Annotated in this window: 16 protein-coding genes and 1 pseudogene; 4 read left to right on the top strand and 13 right to left on the bottom strand. The window is 55.0% G+C overall.

Annotation, left to right across the window (positions count from 1 at the left end; genetic code table 11):
- Position 1: 1 nt before the first annotated feature.
- Positions 2-835, bottom strand: a complete 834-nt coding sequence (locus tag RLO149_RS04680) for a thymidylate synthase (RefSeq protein WP_013960921.1) — start codon at positions 833-835, stop codon at positions 2-4.
- Positions 836-1,252: 417 nt separating this feature from the next.
- Here RLO149_RS04680 and RLO149_RS04675 point away from each other — a divergent pair, with 417 nt between their 5' ends.
- From RLO149_RS04675 to RLO149_RS04665, 3 genes are read left to right on the top strand one after another with little or no spacing between them, the layout of a single operon-like run.
- Positions 1,253-1,681 (top strand): VOC family protein, encoded by a 429-nt coding sequence (locus tag RLO149_RS04675; RefSeq protein WP_013960919.1) that lies wholly within the window; start codon positions 1,253-1,255, stop codon positions 1,679-1,681.
- Positions 1,648-2,388, top strand: coding sequence for a DUF1194 domain-containing protein (locus RLO149_RS04670; protein WP_245538124.1), 741 nt, complete (start codon positions 1,648-1,650; stop codon positions 2,386-2,388). The genes RLO149_RS04675 and RLO149_RS04670 overlap by 34 nt, the downstream gene beginning before the upstream one ends.
- A gap of 2 nt (positions 2,389-2,390) precedes the next feature.
- Positions 2,391-3,107 (top strand): DUF1194 domain-containing protein, encoded by a 717-nt coding sequence (locus tag RLO149_RS04665; RefSeq protein ID WP_013960917.1) that lies wholly within the window; start codon positions 2,391-2,393, stop codon positions 3,105-3,107.
- 3 nt (positions 3,108-3,110) lie between these two features.
- Here RLO149_RS04665 and RLO149_RS04660 read toward each other — a convergent pair whose 3' ends face one another.
- From RLO149_RS04660 to RLO149_RS04640, 5 genes and pseudogenes are all read right to left on the bottom strand, one after another.
- A complete protein-coding gene (locus RLO149_RS04660; RefSeq protein ID WP_013960916.1) occupies positions 3,111-3,623 on the bottom strand; it encodes a MarR family winged helix-turn-helix transcriptional regulator in 513 nt (170 codons plus the stop codon).
- Positions 3,624-3,877: 254 nt separating this feature from the next.
- Positions 3,878-5,437, bottom strand: coding sequence for an AMP-binding protein (locus RLO149_RS04655; protein ID WP_013960915.1), 1,560 nt, complete (start codon positions 5,435-5,437; stop codon positions 3,878-3,880).
- A 357-nt stretch (positions 5,438-5,794) separates the two neighbouring features.
- A pseudogene (locus tag RLO149_RS24085) lies at positions 5,795-5,923 on the bottom strand (IS3 family transposase); the annotation flags it as partial.
- A 593-nt stretch (positions 5,924-6,516) separates the two neighbouring features.
- Positions 6,517-7,371 carry a DUF481 domain-containing protein gene (locus tag RLO149_RS04645; protein ID WP_013960914.1) on the bottom strand — a complete coding sequence of 285 codons (855 nt, stop codon included), beginning with the start codon at positions 7,369-7,371 and terminating at the stop codon, positions 6,517-6,519.
- Between the two features lie 125 nt (positions 7,372-7,496).
- Positions 7,497-8,426 (bottom strand): LysR family transcriptional regulator, encoded by a 930-nt coding sequence (locus tag RLO149_RS04640; protein WP_013960913.1) that lies wholly within the window; start codon positions 8,424-8,426, stop codon positions 7,497-7,499.
- A 209-nt stretch (positions 8,427-8,635) separates the two neighbouring features.
- Between RLO149_RS04640 and RLO149_RS04635 the strand changes: the two genes are divergently transcribed.
- Positions 8,636-8,839 carry a hypothetical protein gene (locus tag RLO149_RS04635; RefSeq protein ID WP_013960912.1) on the top strand — a complete coding sequence of 68 codons (204 nt, stop codon included), beginning with the start codon at positions 8,636-8,638 and terminating at the stop codon, positions 8,837-8,839.
- Between the two features lie 717 nt (positions 8,840-9,556).
- On the opposite strand, the gene RLO149_RS23080 is transcribed toward RLO149_RS04635, so the two are convergent.
- From RLO149_RS23080 to urtA, 7 genes are all read right to left on the bottom strand, one after another.
- Positions 9,557-9,886, bottom strand: a complete 330-nt coding sequence (locus tag RLO149_RS23080; protein ID WP_083825442.1) for an FmdB family zinc ribbon protein — start codon at positions 9,884-9,886, stop codon at positions 9,557-9,559.
- Between the two features lie 56 nt (positions 9,887-9,942).
- Entirely contained in the window at positions 9,943-11,172 is a 1,230-nt protein-coding gene (gene fmdA, locus RLO149_RS04625; protein ID WP_013960909.1) for a formamidase, read from the bottom strand.
- Positions 11,173-11,205: 33 nt separating this feature from the next.
- Complete coding sequence (urtE, locus tag RLO149_RS04620) at positions 11,206-11,895, bottom strand: urea ABC transporter ATP-binding subunit UrtE (protein ID WP_013960908.1); 690 nt, start codon at positions 11,893-11,895, stop codon at positions 11,206-11,208.
- 12 nt (positions 11,896-11,907) lie between these two features.
- Positions 11,908-12,657 (bottom strand): urea ABC transporter ATP-binding protein UrtD, encoded by a 750-nt coding sequence (urtD, locus tag RLO149_RS04615; protein WP_013960907.1) that lies wholly within the window; start codon positions 12,655-12,657, stop codon positions 11,908-11,910.
- An 11-nt stretch (positions 12,658-12,668) separates the two neighbouring features.
- Complete coding sequence (urtC, locus tag RLO149_RS04610) at positions 12,669-13,808, bottom strand: urea ABC transporter permease subunit UrtC (RefSeq protein ID WP_013960906.1); 1,140 nt, start codon at positions 13,806-13,808, stop codon at positions 12,669-12,671.
- 12 nt (positions 13,809-13,820) lie between these two features.
- Positions 13,821-14,747 carry an urea ABC transporter permease subunit UrtB gene (gene urtB, locus RLO149_RS04605; protein WP_013960905.1) on the bottom strand — a complete coding sequence of 309 codons (927 nt, stop codon included), beginning with the start codon at positions 14,745-14,747 and terminating at the stop codon, positions 13,821-13,823.
- A gap of 73 nt (positions 14,748-14,820) precedes the next feature.
- Positions 14,821-16,092: an urea ABC transporter substrate-binding protein gene (gene urtA, locus RLO149_RS04600; protein WP_013960904.1), complete on the bottom strand. Its 1,272-nt coding sequence runs from the start codon at positions 16,090-16,092 to the stop codon at positions 14,821-14,823.
- Positions 16,093-16,108: the final 16 nt, after the last annotated feature.

The raw sequence follows: 16,108 nt of genomic DNA, 5'->3' as shown, positions 1-16,108 counted from the left end.
CTCAGACCGCCACAGGTGCCCGGATCGCCGGGTCAGGGTCATAGCCGATCACTTCAAAATCTTCGTAGCGGAAGTCAAAAATGGAACTCACATCACGATTTATACGCAGTTTCGGCAAGGGTTTGGGCGTGCGCGTCAGTTGCAAATTCACCTGATCCATGTGGTTGCTGTAAATATGCGCATCCCCCAGCGTGTGCACGAAATCACCCGGTTCATAGCCGGTGACATGCGCCAACATCACAAGCAGCATCGAGTATGACGCAATGTTGAAAGGCACCCCCAGAAACATGTCTGCGGAACGTTGATATAGCTGCAGATGCATGCGACCGTTCAGCACGCGCACCTGCCAAAGCGCGTGGCACGGCGGCAGCGCCATGCGCGGCACATCAGCCGGGTTCCAGGCGGACACGATCAGACGACGGCTATCGGGACTGGATTTGATTGTGTCAATCAGATTGGCTACCTGATCAACTCCCCGACCAATGTGCAAAGGCTCATCATCTTTTACGTCCCCTGTCTGCGCGCCCGCAGAGAACGCCCGCCACTGGTGGCCATAGACCGGCCCGAGGTCGCCGTTTTCATCGGCCCATTCGTCCCAAATCTTGACACCGTTTTCCTGCAGGTAACGGATGTTTGTGTCACCGGACAGAAACCAGAGCAGTTCATGAAAGATAGAGCGGAGGTGCAACTTCTTGGTCGTGACCAGTGGAAAGCCGTCCGAGAGACGGTAGCGCATTTGCATCCCGAAGTAAGAGGTCGTGCCGGTGCCCGTACGATCCGTTGATTCTTCTCCGAACTCCAGAATGGTGCGTAGTGCGTCGTGATACTGCTGCAAATCATTCCCCATCATTCGATCTTGTTGCATTGAGCCGACAGGTTGCGGCTTGCATCTTGGTTTACAAGAGACAGGTCACGCAGTGTCCAGACTTTTGATTTACGCCGTGGGCGTGCGAATTGAAATACCTTGTCGGAATTCCTTTTGTAGAACACGAGGAACGGGTGCGCCGCTTTTGTAACGTCTATGATTCCAACTGACCCTACCAGACGGCACGATGACTGGAACACACGCAATCTGCTCTGGCCTCAGATGTGTAAATCGACCTCTGGAAGACATCTCGACACTCTTCGCAGGAACGACCTTTGTAAATTTCCGCAGACCTCCAACCCGCGCGTTCACGTCTGCGGGATGGTGCTGGCGTCCAAAGCTGGGCATGTTAGGCTGCACTTGTAACCTCACAAAACGGAAACCCTGATGACATTAAAATATTTGCACACCATGGTCCGCGTAAAGGATCTGGATAAATCCATCGCTTTTTACGAACTGTTGGGCCTAAAGCAAACGCGGCGTATGGACAGCGACAGCGGTCGCTTCAGCCTTGTGTTCATGGCGCCTCCCGGTCAGGAAGAGTGTCCCGTTGAACTGACCTATAATTGGGACGGTGACGAGGGCCTGCCCAGCGACAGCCGCCACTTCGGACACCTCGCCTACCGGGTGGGCAACATCTATGAGGTGTGCCAGCATTTGATGGACAATGGCGTAACAATCAATCGCCCCCCGCGCGATGGTCACATGGCCTTTGTGCGCTCACCTGACAACATTTCAATCGAAATCCTGCAGGAAGGCGACCACCTTGCCCCGGCTGAGCCATGGGCAAGCATGGAAAACACGGGGCATTGGTAAGAGCAGCCACTCTTGCCGGGCTCATGCTGTTATCTGCGCCAGCCGCTCTGGCGCAGAATTGCCGCTTGGCGCTGGTCCTTGCGATGGATGTGTCCAGCTCCGTTGACGCCGCAGAAGACACCCTGCAAAGAGGCGGTCTGGTCGCAGCGCTTACCGCCCCAGAGGTTCAGGCCGCCTTTTTTGCGACAGATCAATATGTTGCGCTTGCTGCTTTCGAATGGTCCGGGCGCTACAATCAGGAAATTCTGTTGGACTGGACGCTCATCGACAGCCCGGCAAAGCTGCTTGGCGCAGCGCAAAGGATTGCAAACAGCAAGCGCAGCCACAATGATTTTCCCACCGCAATGGGATACGCCTTGGGGTACGGTGCGGGCATGTTGGAGCGGGCGCCTTCCTGTTTGTATGAAACACTCGATATGGCAGGAGATGGTCAGAACAATGAGGGGTTCAGCCCGGCTCAGGCTTATGCGGCTTTTCCCTTTGACGGCGTTACAGTGAACGGATTGGTCGTCAACGGCGCCGATTTTGAAGCGGAAACAGGCTTGATCGCCTTCTACAAAGGGCAGGTCATGCGCGGTCCCGCTGCTTTCGTGGAGATTGCGCAGGGTTTTGAAGACTATGAACGGGCGATGCGTCGCAAGCTGGAGCGCGAATTGACGCCGCCTGTTATCGGCTCAACATCGTCGCCCCATTCCCCCCGGGGTTAGCGATGCGGCGCATTTTATTTTTCATCCTATGTGCACATTTCGTGTCGCCCACTGTCGCCTTTGCAAACTGTCGTCAGGCACTTGCGATTGGTCTGGACGTTTCCGGATCGGTTGATTTGCGGGAATACAGATTGCAGATCGATGGCCTCGTGGCAGCCCTTAATCACCCGGAAGTCACCAAAATTTTATTGGCGATGCCCTCTGCACCGGTTTCCCTTTTGGTCTATGAATGGAGCGGCCCGGATGACCAAGAGCTGCTTGTTGGCTGGACACCGATCACAGGGCAAGACGCATTGCAAAATGTCAGCAAAACTTTGGCACAAACGCAACGGCGCGAGGCAACCCCCGGCACGGCACTTGGGACCGCCATGCAGATCGGCGCGGATTATCTGGACCAAATGGCGTCCTGCTGGAAACGTACGCTAGATTTATCCGGAGACGGGAAATCCAATCTGGGCCCGCGGCCACGGCATGTAAGAGAGACCCTCATGTCCAGCGAAATTACAATCAATGCCCTTGCGATCGGATCAGACGCGCCAGCGGCCACAGATCGCAGATATGTCGAAATTGGGGAGTTATCCGCTTATTTCGCCGCAGAAGTCATCATGGGCGCGGACTCCTTTGTACAAACAGCGCTGGGGTTTGAGGACTACGCCAACGCGATGACGCAAAAATTGAAGCGCGAACTTGCGGGTATTGCCGTGAGCGCGCTTCAATAATTATCAGTAGATGTAGCGGATCTGGTCCGTCCAATACCGCTCCATCCGCTTGAGAGACCGCGTGATGTCATCAATACCTTCGGGGCCCAATACACCCTTTTGCTCCAAGCCTTCGGCATGGCGTGAAAACAGCACAGTGACCACGTCACGGATTTTGCGGCCCTTTTCAGTCAGCTTCACGCGCACCGAGCGACGGTCAATTTCGCAGCGCTGATGGTGCATGTAGCCCATTTCAACAAGCTTTTTCAAATTGTAGCTCACGTTGCTGCCCTGATAGTATCCCCGGCTCTTTAGTTCGCCTGCCGTTACCTCGTTTTCACCGATGTTGAACAGCAGCAGCGCTTGTACGGCGTTGATCTCAAGCACCCCGACACGTTCGAATTCATCTTTGATGACATCGAGTAAAAGGCGGTGCAATCGCTCAACCAGCGACAGCGCCTCCAGATAGGCGATCATAAAGCCCTGGTTCTGACCGGGTTGATCTGCTTCGGACTTAATTGGATCAAGAATACTCATACACGCGCTCCGACATTGCTGATTTGTTCAGAAATTGCGCCGGAAAGCCCAATATTTCGTTAAAAATTAGTTTTGTGATCGTTAAAACTGTATAACATATTGAAAAACAATGCCTCTTTTGATTTTTTATTGCATTGCAAGGGCTTTGAGGCCCCTTCGCCCGCTGTTTGAGTTATCTGCGCCCCTGCCTCATTTTGGGCAGCCACAAGACTTAGACGCGTGTAATTGCACCCGTCGGGACGAAAACAAACAGTTTATGCGCTGGATTGATCGCGCAGAACCCGTCGGAGAATCTTGCCAGATGCAGATTTGGGGATTGCATCAACAACACTCAGCCTTTGCACTTGCTTGAAGGGGGCCAGACGTTCCGCGAGATGGGCTTGAACCTCTTCCAATGACAGCGTGTTGCTATCTTCAGCGACCACAATGAAGGCCGCGGGTAACTCCCCTGCTTCTTCATCTGGCACACCGATGACTGCGGCATCAAGTATCGCGGGATGCGAGACCAATGCAGCCTCCAGTTCAGCCGGTGCCACCTGAAAGCCCTTGTATTTAATGAGTTCCTTGAGGCGGTCCGTGATGTAAACGAAGGAATCGGAATCGATTCTGGCGATGTCACCTGTCCTGAGCCATCCATTTTCGGCGATTGTCTCTTTTGTGGCCCGAGGATTGTTCAGATAGCCCGCCATGACCTGCGGCCCACGCACCCAAAGCTCTCCATCCTGTCCAGGTGCTACATCTTTGAGGGTTTCTGTGTCGACGATCCTGCACTCGGTATTTGGCAACGCAGCACCCGACGACCCGTCCTTGCCTTTACCAAAGGGCGACGCGTGACTAGCCGGGGAAAGTTCGGTCATGCCATAGGCTTGCGTCGTGTGCGTGCCCAGTCGCTGGCTGATGGCCTCTGCCACGTCCGATCCCAAGGGGGCAGCTGCAGAATTGACCTGCTCGAGACAGGACAGGTCATATTTGTCGACTATGGGATGTTTGGCCAAGGCCAATGCCACTGGCGGAACAATCCAGAGTTTCGGTGTTTTATGCGTTTCGATCAAACTCAGAAAAAGCTCAAGATCAAAGCGCGGCATGGTCACCAGACAGCCACCAGCCGCAATGTACACATTCTGAAGAACCTGCAGGCCATAAATGTGAAAAAACGGCAAGAAGGCAATGGTCGTCTCGCGCGCGCCCGAAAGGCCGGTTACCGCCAAAACCTGATCTACATTCACAACAAGGTTCTGATGGGTGAGCATGACGCCTTTGGGCAGACCAGTGGTGCCCGAAGAATAGGGCAACACCACCACATGGGTCGTCACATCCACAGGGATTTGTGCGGTCATCGGCGGCCCCATCAGTTCATGAAGGGGAAGCATTCCCGCAGGGGCCTCATCAATGATAACGATGTCGTTGATGCGCGTACCCTTGATGGCCTCTTTGGCGATATCGGCAAACATCGCGATAGTAATCAGGACCTCGGCGCCGGCATCCTCAAGCTGGTGTTTGACCTCGGGTGCGGTATAGGTCGGATTGATTGTTGTGATCGTCCCCGCGGCCCAGGCGGACGCGTGAAAAATGACGCAGAACTCAGGTATGTTCGGCGCCATCAACGCAATGGTTTTTCCAGCCCCCCACCCTCGCGCCGTCAAACCGCCCGCCAGAGATTTCACGTCATGAATGAATTGAGCCCCGGTTCGTTCCCGCCCCGTCGGTCCGTCAATCAGAACGGTCATCTTGGGGTCAATGTTTTCAAATACGCGTTGCGTAATAGTGTCTTGGGTTAATGCGACATCGGGAAACGTGCTTTTGTAAATTGTCATTGTTTGATCCTCAGCCTTCCAAGAGCTTTTGACGTGGTCTCAAGTCTTTTGTGGGAAATTACACCTTAGCCAGGGTGTATGGGGTTTGGGTATAATGCTGCTTTTACTCATTTTATGCTTGAACACTATGTTACACCGGGCACCTTGCAATCAAGCGCCGAATGGGGCGCGGGTAACTGGTGGCATGTGATCCAGTCTTTGCTGAAGCCGTGATTGATTTCCTGGAAATTGATCGTTTCCTGAAACGGCAGCCACCACAGCCTTTTGCTAAATATGTTGTCGAGGTGGCGTCTGCGCCCAAGCTGATTGGCCAGTATGTCCGTTGTCATTCAACAATGGGATGTCGCAGCAACTTGACCTGTTCTCTTTCTCCATGGCCTTCATCTCACTGAACATTGACGCATCGACGCCGCCGAGCTTCGCCCGACACTTACAGCAACACGCTTTGCTCCGCCCCTGTTCAAGGACAAGCTCAGCCACCGGCACCCTGCGAACCGTCACAAGCTGTGCCGCTTGGCGCTTTTTTGACGGACCCTCCGGTCCGCCGCGCGCAACCACAACGACAACCCGACGTTGACCAATGAAATATATCACGCGAGACCGCGCCGCCGCCGCAGTTCGGCTTCGAGCCTAAAGAAGAAAACTTGATTTCTCGCTGCAGGTGAACAGTTTGCTACGCCGCGCGGCCGTCGAAAAAGCCACCTATTCTGGTGCATTGGCTACTGCGTCGCAGCAGGCTTATTTGGTTTTTGGTCAACGAAGCGTTCAGGCTGCCCAGATAGGGTTTGCACTTCAATCAGTTTTTCGAAGACTTCCGTCATGACCGGGTCAAAGCCGAACACAAAAAACGTGCCCCGGGTCGGCCACGACCAAGTCAAACGCCGATCACGGTGCCAGTGTTCTGCGAAGTAAGAAGCTCAACCGCAAGACAGTCATACGCATCCGTTTGAATCGAAATATCTGCCGCCATGTTCATCAGGTGCACTCGCTTTAAACAAAGGGGCAGGTTTCCCTGCCCCCGGAGTTGAACGTTGCCTGATCCGTACGACGCTGAACCGGCCAGACGCGTTTCAAGGTGCTTAGAAGCCCAGCACCAACGACAGGCCCAGTGTGTTGTCGGTCGATTTACGGCCACCCGCAGGGTCGGTATTGTACTCTGTTCGATAGCTCACACGGGTTGACAGGGTATCGGTCACTTTGAAGTTGATGCCAGCGTCATTGGTGAGAACTGTGTTGACATCAGACCCAAGGACATCTGTGTCCAGGGTGAACGATACTTGCTCATTAAAGCCGTAGTAGTACCGCGACGACGCGATGAAGCCGATTTCAGTATCGGATTCATCAGTGATGTCACTGAAGTACCGAACACCTGGACCTGCCTGCACACGCCAAGTGTGGTTTTGGTCGTTCAGCACCCGGTACCCCGGGCCGAAGCCGATGAAAGCGTCCTGTTGGTCGCCGTCCAGCACGTTGCCGTCGTCATCCACAGACACGCCGTCAAACTCGTAGCGGGCAAGGCCAAACGCGTAGAATTCGTCGGTGAAGTAGCGGTTGCCTTCGTAAGTACCAAAGAATTTCTCTTCGTTCTTTGTTCCGTTGGCTTCGCCATATTCGACCGCAAATCCGATCAGGTGGTTCCACGAGCCAATGCCGTAGGTCAGACGACCTGCAGCCGAGAGCTCACCGGTGTCCGTGTTGCCATTGGCGGCCGATCCTGTCAGTGCAAATGATCCGCGCCAGCCCTGCGGCACGTTATTCGGGCCAAAACGACCATCGTCGTTGCCATCTTCCAGATTGTCCTGCGCGTCTTCGGCGATGTCATCGATACGATCATCCAGATCATCGATACCGACCAAACCAGACTGTGCAAATACAGGAGACGCAACCAACAATGCGATCGCGGAAACCGAAGCCAGTTTCAAAAGTGTGTTCATGGGTCATTCCTTTCCCAACAAGGTGACCCGCCCTCATTGAGGAACGGGAGCATCTCTGCTGAGACCGGATATAGAGAACGGTTTGTCTTGAGTGAAATTCGAAATAATCGGGTATGAGACGAGTATTATTTACTTGTAATAGGTGAATGATCTTCAGCATCGAAATTTTTCATTACCTCAAGCTGATCAACCACGGATTTCTGTTCATCTTCAGCACTTTGCACCACTTGCGCCAGAGTCGTGCGCATCAGCTCCGTCAGATCGTCATCCAAGTCATCCCGAAATACGACCCAGGATGGATAGGGAAAGCGTGGCGCGTCCGCAACAATGTGCAGTCTTCCTGCATCCAAATGACGCTTTACAGACCGCGCCGGCAGGAAAGCAGCTGCCTTCCTGTTGACGACATAATCCGCTGCCAGCGCACCGAGCGCCATGGACCGCCCAGAATCTGTTAGATGCGGCAGGGCGATGGTCAGCGCATGGGTGAATTCAGGCCCCCAATCCACAGAGACGAATTCCTTCTTCATATCTACGGTGGCTTCAGGATAGGAGGCCACCAAGATCAGCTCATCATCCAGCGCATGCTCTACGATCAACCCCGGGCGCAATTGCGGTGTATAAAGAAGCGCAGCTTGCACCACGCCTTCGATCAAAAAGCGCGTTATCCTATCTGTCATGCCTAGTTCAGCATGCACGCTGAGTTCAGGCATCTGCGCCTGCATTGCGTCCAGCCAGCGAAAACCCAGCCGGGGCCACAGCGAATATTGCGCGCCGATAGACAAGGCACGGCTGTAGCCTTCCGGAATGGCGATCTGCTGGCGGGCCTCTTCCCAGATCTTGAGCAGGCTGAGCGCGTATCGTTCGAACTGTTTGCCCTCGGACGTCAACACGGCACCCGCCTTGGAGCGGATAAAAAGGGGGTGGCCCAAGCTGTCTTCGAGCCGCTGGATCCGCAGGCTCACGGCCGATTGCGTTACGAACAGACGGTCGCAGGCGGCGACGAAAGAGCCGGTGTTGGCGACTTCGATGAAGGTCTTGATGAGGGTGATGTCCATATTAATCCATGAGCTTTACGCGTTTCATATACAATTCTTATTCGTTTTTCTTGTCTGATGGAATGTCCTAAATCTTCGCTCGTGGAAGTTGATGTGGCCGAGACTGCATTTCGCAGATGGCCAACCGGGACGAGCGTCCCAACGCGCATCATCGCGGGATCAGCTTCCACGCTGGCTAAAACCCATTTGTTGGGAAAAGGAGACTGAAAATGAAACTTTTCACGACACGCAAGGCACTCGTGGTAACTCTTTTGGCCGCATTGCTCAACATCGCGGCCTGTTCCACCGACCAAGTCATTGACAACTCGGTCGGTGTCGCCGCCGGAACAACAAAGGTTGTCGCAAAAGGCGCGGTTGGCGCTGGAAAACTGGCCGTGAAAGGCGTCAGGAAAGCGGCTGGTTCCGACGGATGATCAGGCAGTAACGTTCAACTGAGACCGGGTGACCGGCGCGCAAATCGCGCCGGTCTTTGTATTTTAACTGCGAGCGGTCCATTTCAGGCTGCTTTTGTCTCAGGCGGATCGTTCGATTTTTCCATGTGGACAGGCCGTGCGTAAATTGGACTGGCCAAAATGTGGTGGACGTGCCCGCGGTCAAACCCAAGGGCATTTCAACGCGAGGGAAGTACAGGCCGTCTATTTCCGGGGAACGCGCTGAATCGGAATGTGCGGGATGCTACCGCCGCCGATGTTACTGTAACCGCCTTCGCCTCAAACACGGTTCACTGGTGCAAAACAGTGAACGGCGCTGGGTTCAACCATGCACCGTCTAGGCTCGCGCATCAGGCGCATGACATCTGCAAAATAGCCATGAAATGACTTGTCACAGTCCGTTTCCTGCGCCACGGCTACCCGGTGGGATTTATTACGCAGAAGACCGAAGAAACAAACCCACACCCAATCGCAAAAGTCATACGTTGCGACCACCCGAAACCGACGGCACTTAGGCTGCCTCCGTGGACTCTGCCATGGAGGTTTTTCTTTGGGTGCAGAAACCTGCCACATTTTTGGTGCAGTCAGATCTTTCCCAAAATGTCTTTCAAAACGACTTTTTCGAACTTCATAGTTGGGGCGACTTCAACGTGATGACAGATGTTTTTCGATCGTTGAAACGACGCACTGTCCAAGATGTCAGTGCGAGATCATCCATGGTCTCTTCGTTGGGAAAGACTTTGCGCCATTGGCGTGATGCAGGGTCTTTGATGGGCGCGCCTTGCCAGACGTGCAACAAGAGCATCCCGGCCCATGACTGGATCTCTTCGGGCTGTCAGCGCTGCGTTCATTTGTTTCATGTGCGCGACGTGTGCCACCTTCCAAAACAGCAAGCCGCGGTGCGTTCAACAAGACCCGAGGTGCGCTGGTTGAGCATTCCGGGCAGTCACAGGGCGCTTTGAACCGTTCCAGAGACGCAAATGCGGTAAAGGGACCGCAGTCCTCGCAATAATAGTCGTATAGAGGCATATCCTGCTCCTTTTTTGGTTGGCAACCGGACGGCTCGAAAACCGCCCGGTGTTTTTTCAAAGATCTGGCGCAATCGGCATATCAACGGAGCCATCAAGATACTTCTTTGGACCATCCGCGTTGGGCATCATGTCCCACTCGAAGATATCGTTCGGCAACCAAAGCGTGGCACAGGCGTTGGGAATATCGACAACGCCAGAAATGTGCCCCTGCACCGGTGCAGTCCCCAGAATTGAGTAAGCCTGCGCCCCGGTGTAGCCAAATTTTTTCAGGTATTCTATCGCGTTAAGGCAAGCCTGCCGGTAGGCGATATGAACATCAAGGTAGTGCTGCTCGCCGCTCTCATCGACAGAAATCCCCTCAAAAATCAAGAAATCATCGTATTGAGGCTTGATCGGGGATGGTTTGAAGATCGGATTCTTGACCCCATACTTCGCCATACCGCTCTTGATGACCTCAACCTTGAGGTGCAGCCAACCGGCCATTTCGATCGCACCGCAGAAAGTGATCTCGCCGTCACCCTGGCTGAAATGCAGATCGCCCATCGACAGGCCCGCGCCGTCCACATAAACCGGAAAGTAGATTTTGCAGCCCCGGCTCAAATCCTTGATGTCGCAGTTGCCGCCATGTTCGCGCGGGGGCACGGTGCGGGCGGCTTCCATTGCGGCCTTGTCGCGGGCCTCGCCCTGCATGGCACCCATATGCGCGCTTTGTGTGTTGGGCAGGGCGGCCAGCGGCGGCACACGCTCGGGATCCGTGTTAAAGAGCTTGGTCTCGCGGCTGTTCCACATGTCGAGCATCTTGCGATCCGGCAAGCACCCGATCAGGCCGGGGTGGATGAGCCCCGCGTATTTAACGCCGGGCACATGCCGGGATTTGGTGAACATGCCGTCGAAATCCCAGATCGATTTCTGCGCCGATGGGAAATGATCGGTCAGAAAACCACCGCCATTGTTCTTGGAAAAGAAGCCATTGAAGCCCCAGTTCATTTCTTCCTTGGCGCCGATGTCCAGGATTTCGACGACCAGCAGATCGCCGGGTTCCGCCCCTTTCACGCCAATGGGTCCCGAGAGGTAATGCACCTGTTCAAGCTCTACATCACGCACATCGGAGGCGTCATCGTCGTTCTTGATCTGCCCGCCGGTCCAGTCATAGGTCTCGATCTTGAAATCGTCGCCCTGCTCGACCCAGATGTTGATGGGGATGTCGGGATGCCAGCGGTTGTGGATGTTCTCGTTCGTGTGTGGGCTTTCGCTCAGATCCACAGAAATCAATGTGTCTGCCATGGGTTAGGTCCTCTCCTTCTTAGTTTCTTGACGTCAAACAGATAGAAATTTCGATACGCGGTCGGCGTCGATGCCATCGCGGGGGCTGTCATGCACAAAATTCCCGTTTTCGATCACGATCACCCGGTCGGCCACATCCAGCGCAAAGCTCAAAACCTGTTCTGACACGACAATCGTCAGGTTTTTCTCGTCTCGGATACGGCGCAGGGTGCGGGCCATTTCGCGGATGATCGACGGCTGAATGCCTTCGGTCGGCTCATCAAGCAAAAGCACCTTCGGCGCGCTTGCCAGAGCGCGTGCGATGGCCAGCTGCTGTTGCTGCCCGCCAGAAAGATTGCCCCCCCGGCGCGACTTCATTTCCAACAGCACCGGAAAGAGCTCGTATATGTCCTCGGGGATATCCTTGGCGCCCGTCGTCGTGAGCCCGGTTTCGATGTTTTCGCGCACGGTCATGGACGAAAAGATCATCCGACCCTGCGGCACATAAGCAAGGCCTGCGGCCACGCGCTGGTGCGGTTTCATGCCATAAACGGAGGTCTTGCCCACCCGCGCGTCGCCGTCCCTTTCGGGCAGGATCCCCATGAGCGTTTTCATCAGCGTGGTCTTGCCCATGCCGTTGCGCCCCATGATGGCGACAATCTCGGCCGGTTTCACGTCCAGATCCAGACCATGCAACACTTCGGATTCGCCATAAGCCGCGCGGAGATTCTTGATCGAAAGCATAGGCGCTCCTTTTCAGTGGCCGAGGTAAACTTCGATGACTTTTGGATCGTTTTGCACGCGCTCCATCGAGCCCTCAGACAGGGTCTTGCCCTGATGCAACACGGTCACCCTTGTGGCGATATCGGCGACAAAGCCCATGTCGTGCTCGATCACGATCACCGACCGGTCCTTGACAATCGTGTTGAGTAGTTCTGCTGTCTTTTTGCGCTCGGCCACGGACATGCCCGCAACAGGTTCATCAAGCATCAGAAGTTCGGGATCCTGGATCAGCAACATGCCAATCTCCAGCCATTGCTTTTGCCCATGACTGAGATACGCGGCTTTTTCATCAAGCAACGTCTCAAGGAAAATCGTCTCAGCGATTTCCTTGATCAGGGACCTTACCGTATTGCTGCGCCGAAACGTCAGGGCGCCAAAGACGCTATAGCCATGCGGGTAGGACAATTCCAGATTTTCGAAAACCGTGAGGTCTTCGTAGACGGAAGGCGTCTGGAATTTTCGACCGACACCGGCATGCACGATCTGATCCTCGCGCATGGTCAGAAGTTCCTTACCCTTGAAGTTGACGGATCCATTTGTCGCCTTGGTCCGCCCGCAGATGAGGTCGAGCACGGTTGTCTTGCCGGCCCCATTTGGTCCGATGATGACGCGGCATTCATTGGGCTCAACGTAAAAGCTGAGGTCATCAACCGCCTTGAACCCATCAAAAGAAACGGTCAGCCCTTCGACGGAGAGGACGAAATTGGGATTCTGGTCCAACATGGGTCTGTCTCCTATTCCGCTGCCGCGCGGGTGGCGTCGTCAGGTTTACTGGCGGCGTTGGCCGGTCTTGCCAAAAGCTTGTTGATGCGCGGGGCGACATGGTCGGCGTAGAGCCCGGCCAACCCGTTGGGAAAGAGCATCACGACCGCGATGAACAGACCGCCAAGACCAAACAGCCACAATTCCGGAAAGCTTTCGGACAATGACGTCTTTGCCCAGTTCACCAGCAGTGCGCCATAAACCGCGCCGATAATGGACAGCCGCCCGCCCACAGCACAGAAGATCACCATCTCGATGGAGGGCACGATGCCCACTAGGGTCGGTGACATGAAACCGACCTGAAGCGTGAACATCGCCCCGCCAATTCCGGCAAATGCGGCACCGAGGCAGAAGATAAAGATTTTAAAACTCGCGACGTCGTAACCTGAAAAACGCACCCGGTCTTCCTGATCCCGCATTGCGATAAGCAGTCGCCCCAGTTTCGATTTGCGGACAAATTGCGCGATGAACAGGCAGATGAAGAGCAACACGCCATTTACATAGTAAAGCGTCTCTTTTGCAGCCTCGGTCCGGATGTCCCATCCTTGCAACGTGCGCAGGTCGGTAATCCCGTTGACACCGCCCGTGAAGCCCTGTTGACCAATGATAAGGATCGTCAGGATCGCGGCGAAAGCCTGTGTGATGATCGCAAAATAGACCCCTCCCACGCGCCTGCGGAACATTGCCATACCAATGATGAAGGCGAAAATCACCGGAACCGCGACAACAGCGAAGAGGGCGAAGGCCAGATTGGCGAACGGTTCCCACCACCATGGCAAGGCACTAAGCTGGTTCCAATCCATGAAATCGGGGATGCCCGGCGTGGACTGGATGGCCGTGTTTTCAGGCGTTGAGGCTTCGAGCTTGAGAAACATCGCCATGCAGTATCCGCCCAGCCCGAAGAAGACGCCCTGCCCGAGGCTGAGGATGCCCCCTGCCCCCCAACACAGCACCAGACCGACGGCAACGAAAGCGTAGGTGAGGTATTTGCCGAACAGGTTCAGCCGGAAGCCGTCCAATGCCAACGGCAGAACAATGAAGATGATCCCGGCAAGGATGGCAAAGCCAACGATGTCTTGCCGGGTGAAAAGGCGGTTGGAAGCGATGCTCATCTTTCCGGCTCCTTATTTACGCAGCTTGAGAGTGAACAGACCCTGAGGACGGATCATCAGGATGCCGACGACGATCAGCAGCGTCAGCACTTTGGCCATTGAGCCGGAGAGGAAGAATTCCATGATCGACTGTGCCTGGCTGATCGAAAAGGCGCTGGCGATAGTGCCGAGCAGGCTGCCTGCGCCGCCAAAGACCACGACAAGGAAAGTATCCACGATGTAGAGCTGCCCCGCCGTGGGTCCGGTCGATCCGATCATCGTAAACGCCGAACCGGCCACGCCCGCGACCCCGCAGCCGATGCCGAAGGTCAACCGATCGGTCCACGCGGTGTTGATCCCGACCGCATCGGCCATCACGCGGTTCTGGCTGATCGCACGCACCTGCAAACCCCATGATGAGCGAAACATCAGATAATACACGGCCAGCGAGATCGTGACCGCCAACACCATGACAAAAATACCATTGATCGGTATTTCGACCAGATCGGTCAGCGGCAGCGATCCCATCATCCAATCCGGGATGCTCACCCCGACTTCACGCGCGCCGAAAACGCTGCGATAAAGTTGCTGCAAGATCAGGCTCAAACCCCAGGTGGCGAGCAACGTGTCAAGCGGGCGTTTGTAAAGATGCCGGATCATCGCCCATTCAACGAACAGACCCAATAAACCGGACGCGAAGAATGCAATGATCATTGCGATAAAGAAATACATGCTGAAAAGGCCAGGCAGATAGGCCTCAAACAGATTTGACGTCAGATAGGTCATGTAAGCGCCGAGGATCATGAACTCGCCATGCGCCATGTTAATCACGCCCATTTGGCCAAAAATGATGGCCAGACCCAAGGCCATCAGCACGAAGACCGAGAACAGAATAAGGCCGGCAAAGCCCTGCATGGCGAAAATCGCGCCTAGTTCGCTCATTGAGTAGTCGGCAAACATTCTGTGCCTCCGTGTCATGTTGGGTGAGAAAAGCGGGAGGCGTATCCTCGCAATACGCCTCCCCCTGCAGTGCTTACTGGTAGCCTTCCGGGAACGGATCCGGCTCCACCAACTCCGCAGTCTCAAACACCACTTCATATTGACCATCCGCCTGCGCACGGCCCACGCGGGTCTTGGACCACAGATGGTGATTTTCGTGTATTTTCACGTATCCCTCAGGCGCGGTTGTCATCTCGATGCCCGGGCTGGCCTCGCGCACTTTATCCACATCAAAGGACCCGGCCTTCTCAACCGCAGCCTTCCACAGCCATGGACCAAGATATGCCGCCTGCGTCACGTCACCGATCACGATGTCCTCGCCCCACATGTCTTTGAAGGCCTTGACGAATGCGAGGTTGTTTTCGTTCTGAAGGCTCTGGAAATACTTCATGCAGGCATAGGTGCCTTCGATGTTTTCGCCGCCGATGCCGCGGATTTCATCCTCGGTCACGGAGATAGTCAGCACCATCGGGCTTTCGCCTGCCGGATCGATCCCCGCAGCTTTCAACTGCTTGTAGAAGGCGACATTGGAGCCCCCCACGACGATCGCATAGATCACATCGGGCTTACGCAGACGGATCTTGTTGATGACGGAATTGAACTGGGTATGGCCCAGCGGATAGTATTCCTCGCCCACAACCTTGGAATCCGGAAGGAAGTTTTCGATGTGCTTGCGCGCGATCTTGTTGGAGGTGCGCGGCCAGATGTAATCGGACCCCAGCAGGTAGAACGATTTGGCCCCTTTAGTCTCAGAGACCCAATCAAGGCCCGCGATGATCTGCTGGGTGGCTTCCTGACCCGTGTAGATCACGTTGGGCGACTGTTCGAGACCTTCATAGAAGGTGGGGTAATAGAGGAACCCGTTGTGCTGCTCAAAGACGGGCAGAACCGCCTTGCGACTGGCGGATGTCCAGCACCCCATGACCGAGGCGACCTTGTCATTCACCAGCAATTTGCGCGCTTTCTCGGCGAATGTGGGCCAGTCAGACGCGCCATCTTCCTGAATGTATTCGATTTTGCGGCCAAGAATGCCGCCTTGGGCGTTGATCTGTTCGATGGCCAGTTTTTCGGCCTGAACGGAACCTGTCTCCGAAATTGCCATTGTACCGGTGACCGAATGCAGAATGCCGATCGTAACGGTGTCATCAGTCACGGCGAGGCCGGTTGTATTGACCTGTGCTGTTGGAAAATCAGCAGCGTGCAGGCTCTTGGGCAAAAACAGTGACGCCGTCATCGCGGCGGTACCGGCCATAAAAGCACGGCGGCTCGCGCCGGTCATTTTTGCGGGTAACTTCTTGTCAGACATGGACAATCCTTTCGGT

The organism is Roseobacter litoralis Och 149, assembly GCF_000154785.2.
Classification (GTDB): domain Bacteria; phylum Pseudomonadota; class Alphaproteobacteria; order Rhodobacterales; family Rhodobacteraceae; genus Roseobacter; species Roseobacter litoralis.
The sequence above is the reverse complement of the archived record's forward strand: the minus strand, read 5'-3'. Positions and strand labels throughout refer to the sequence as shown.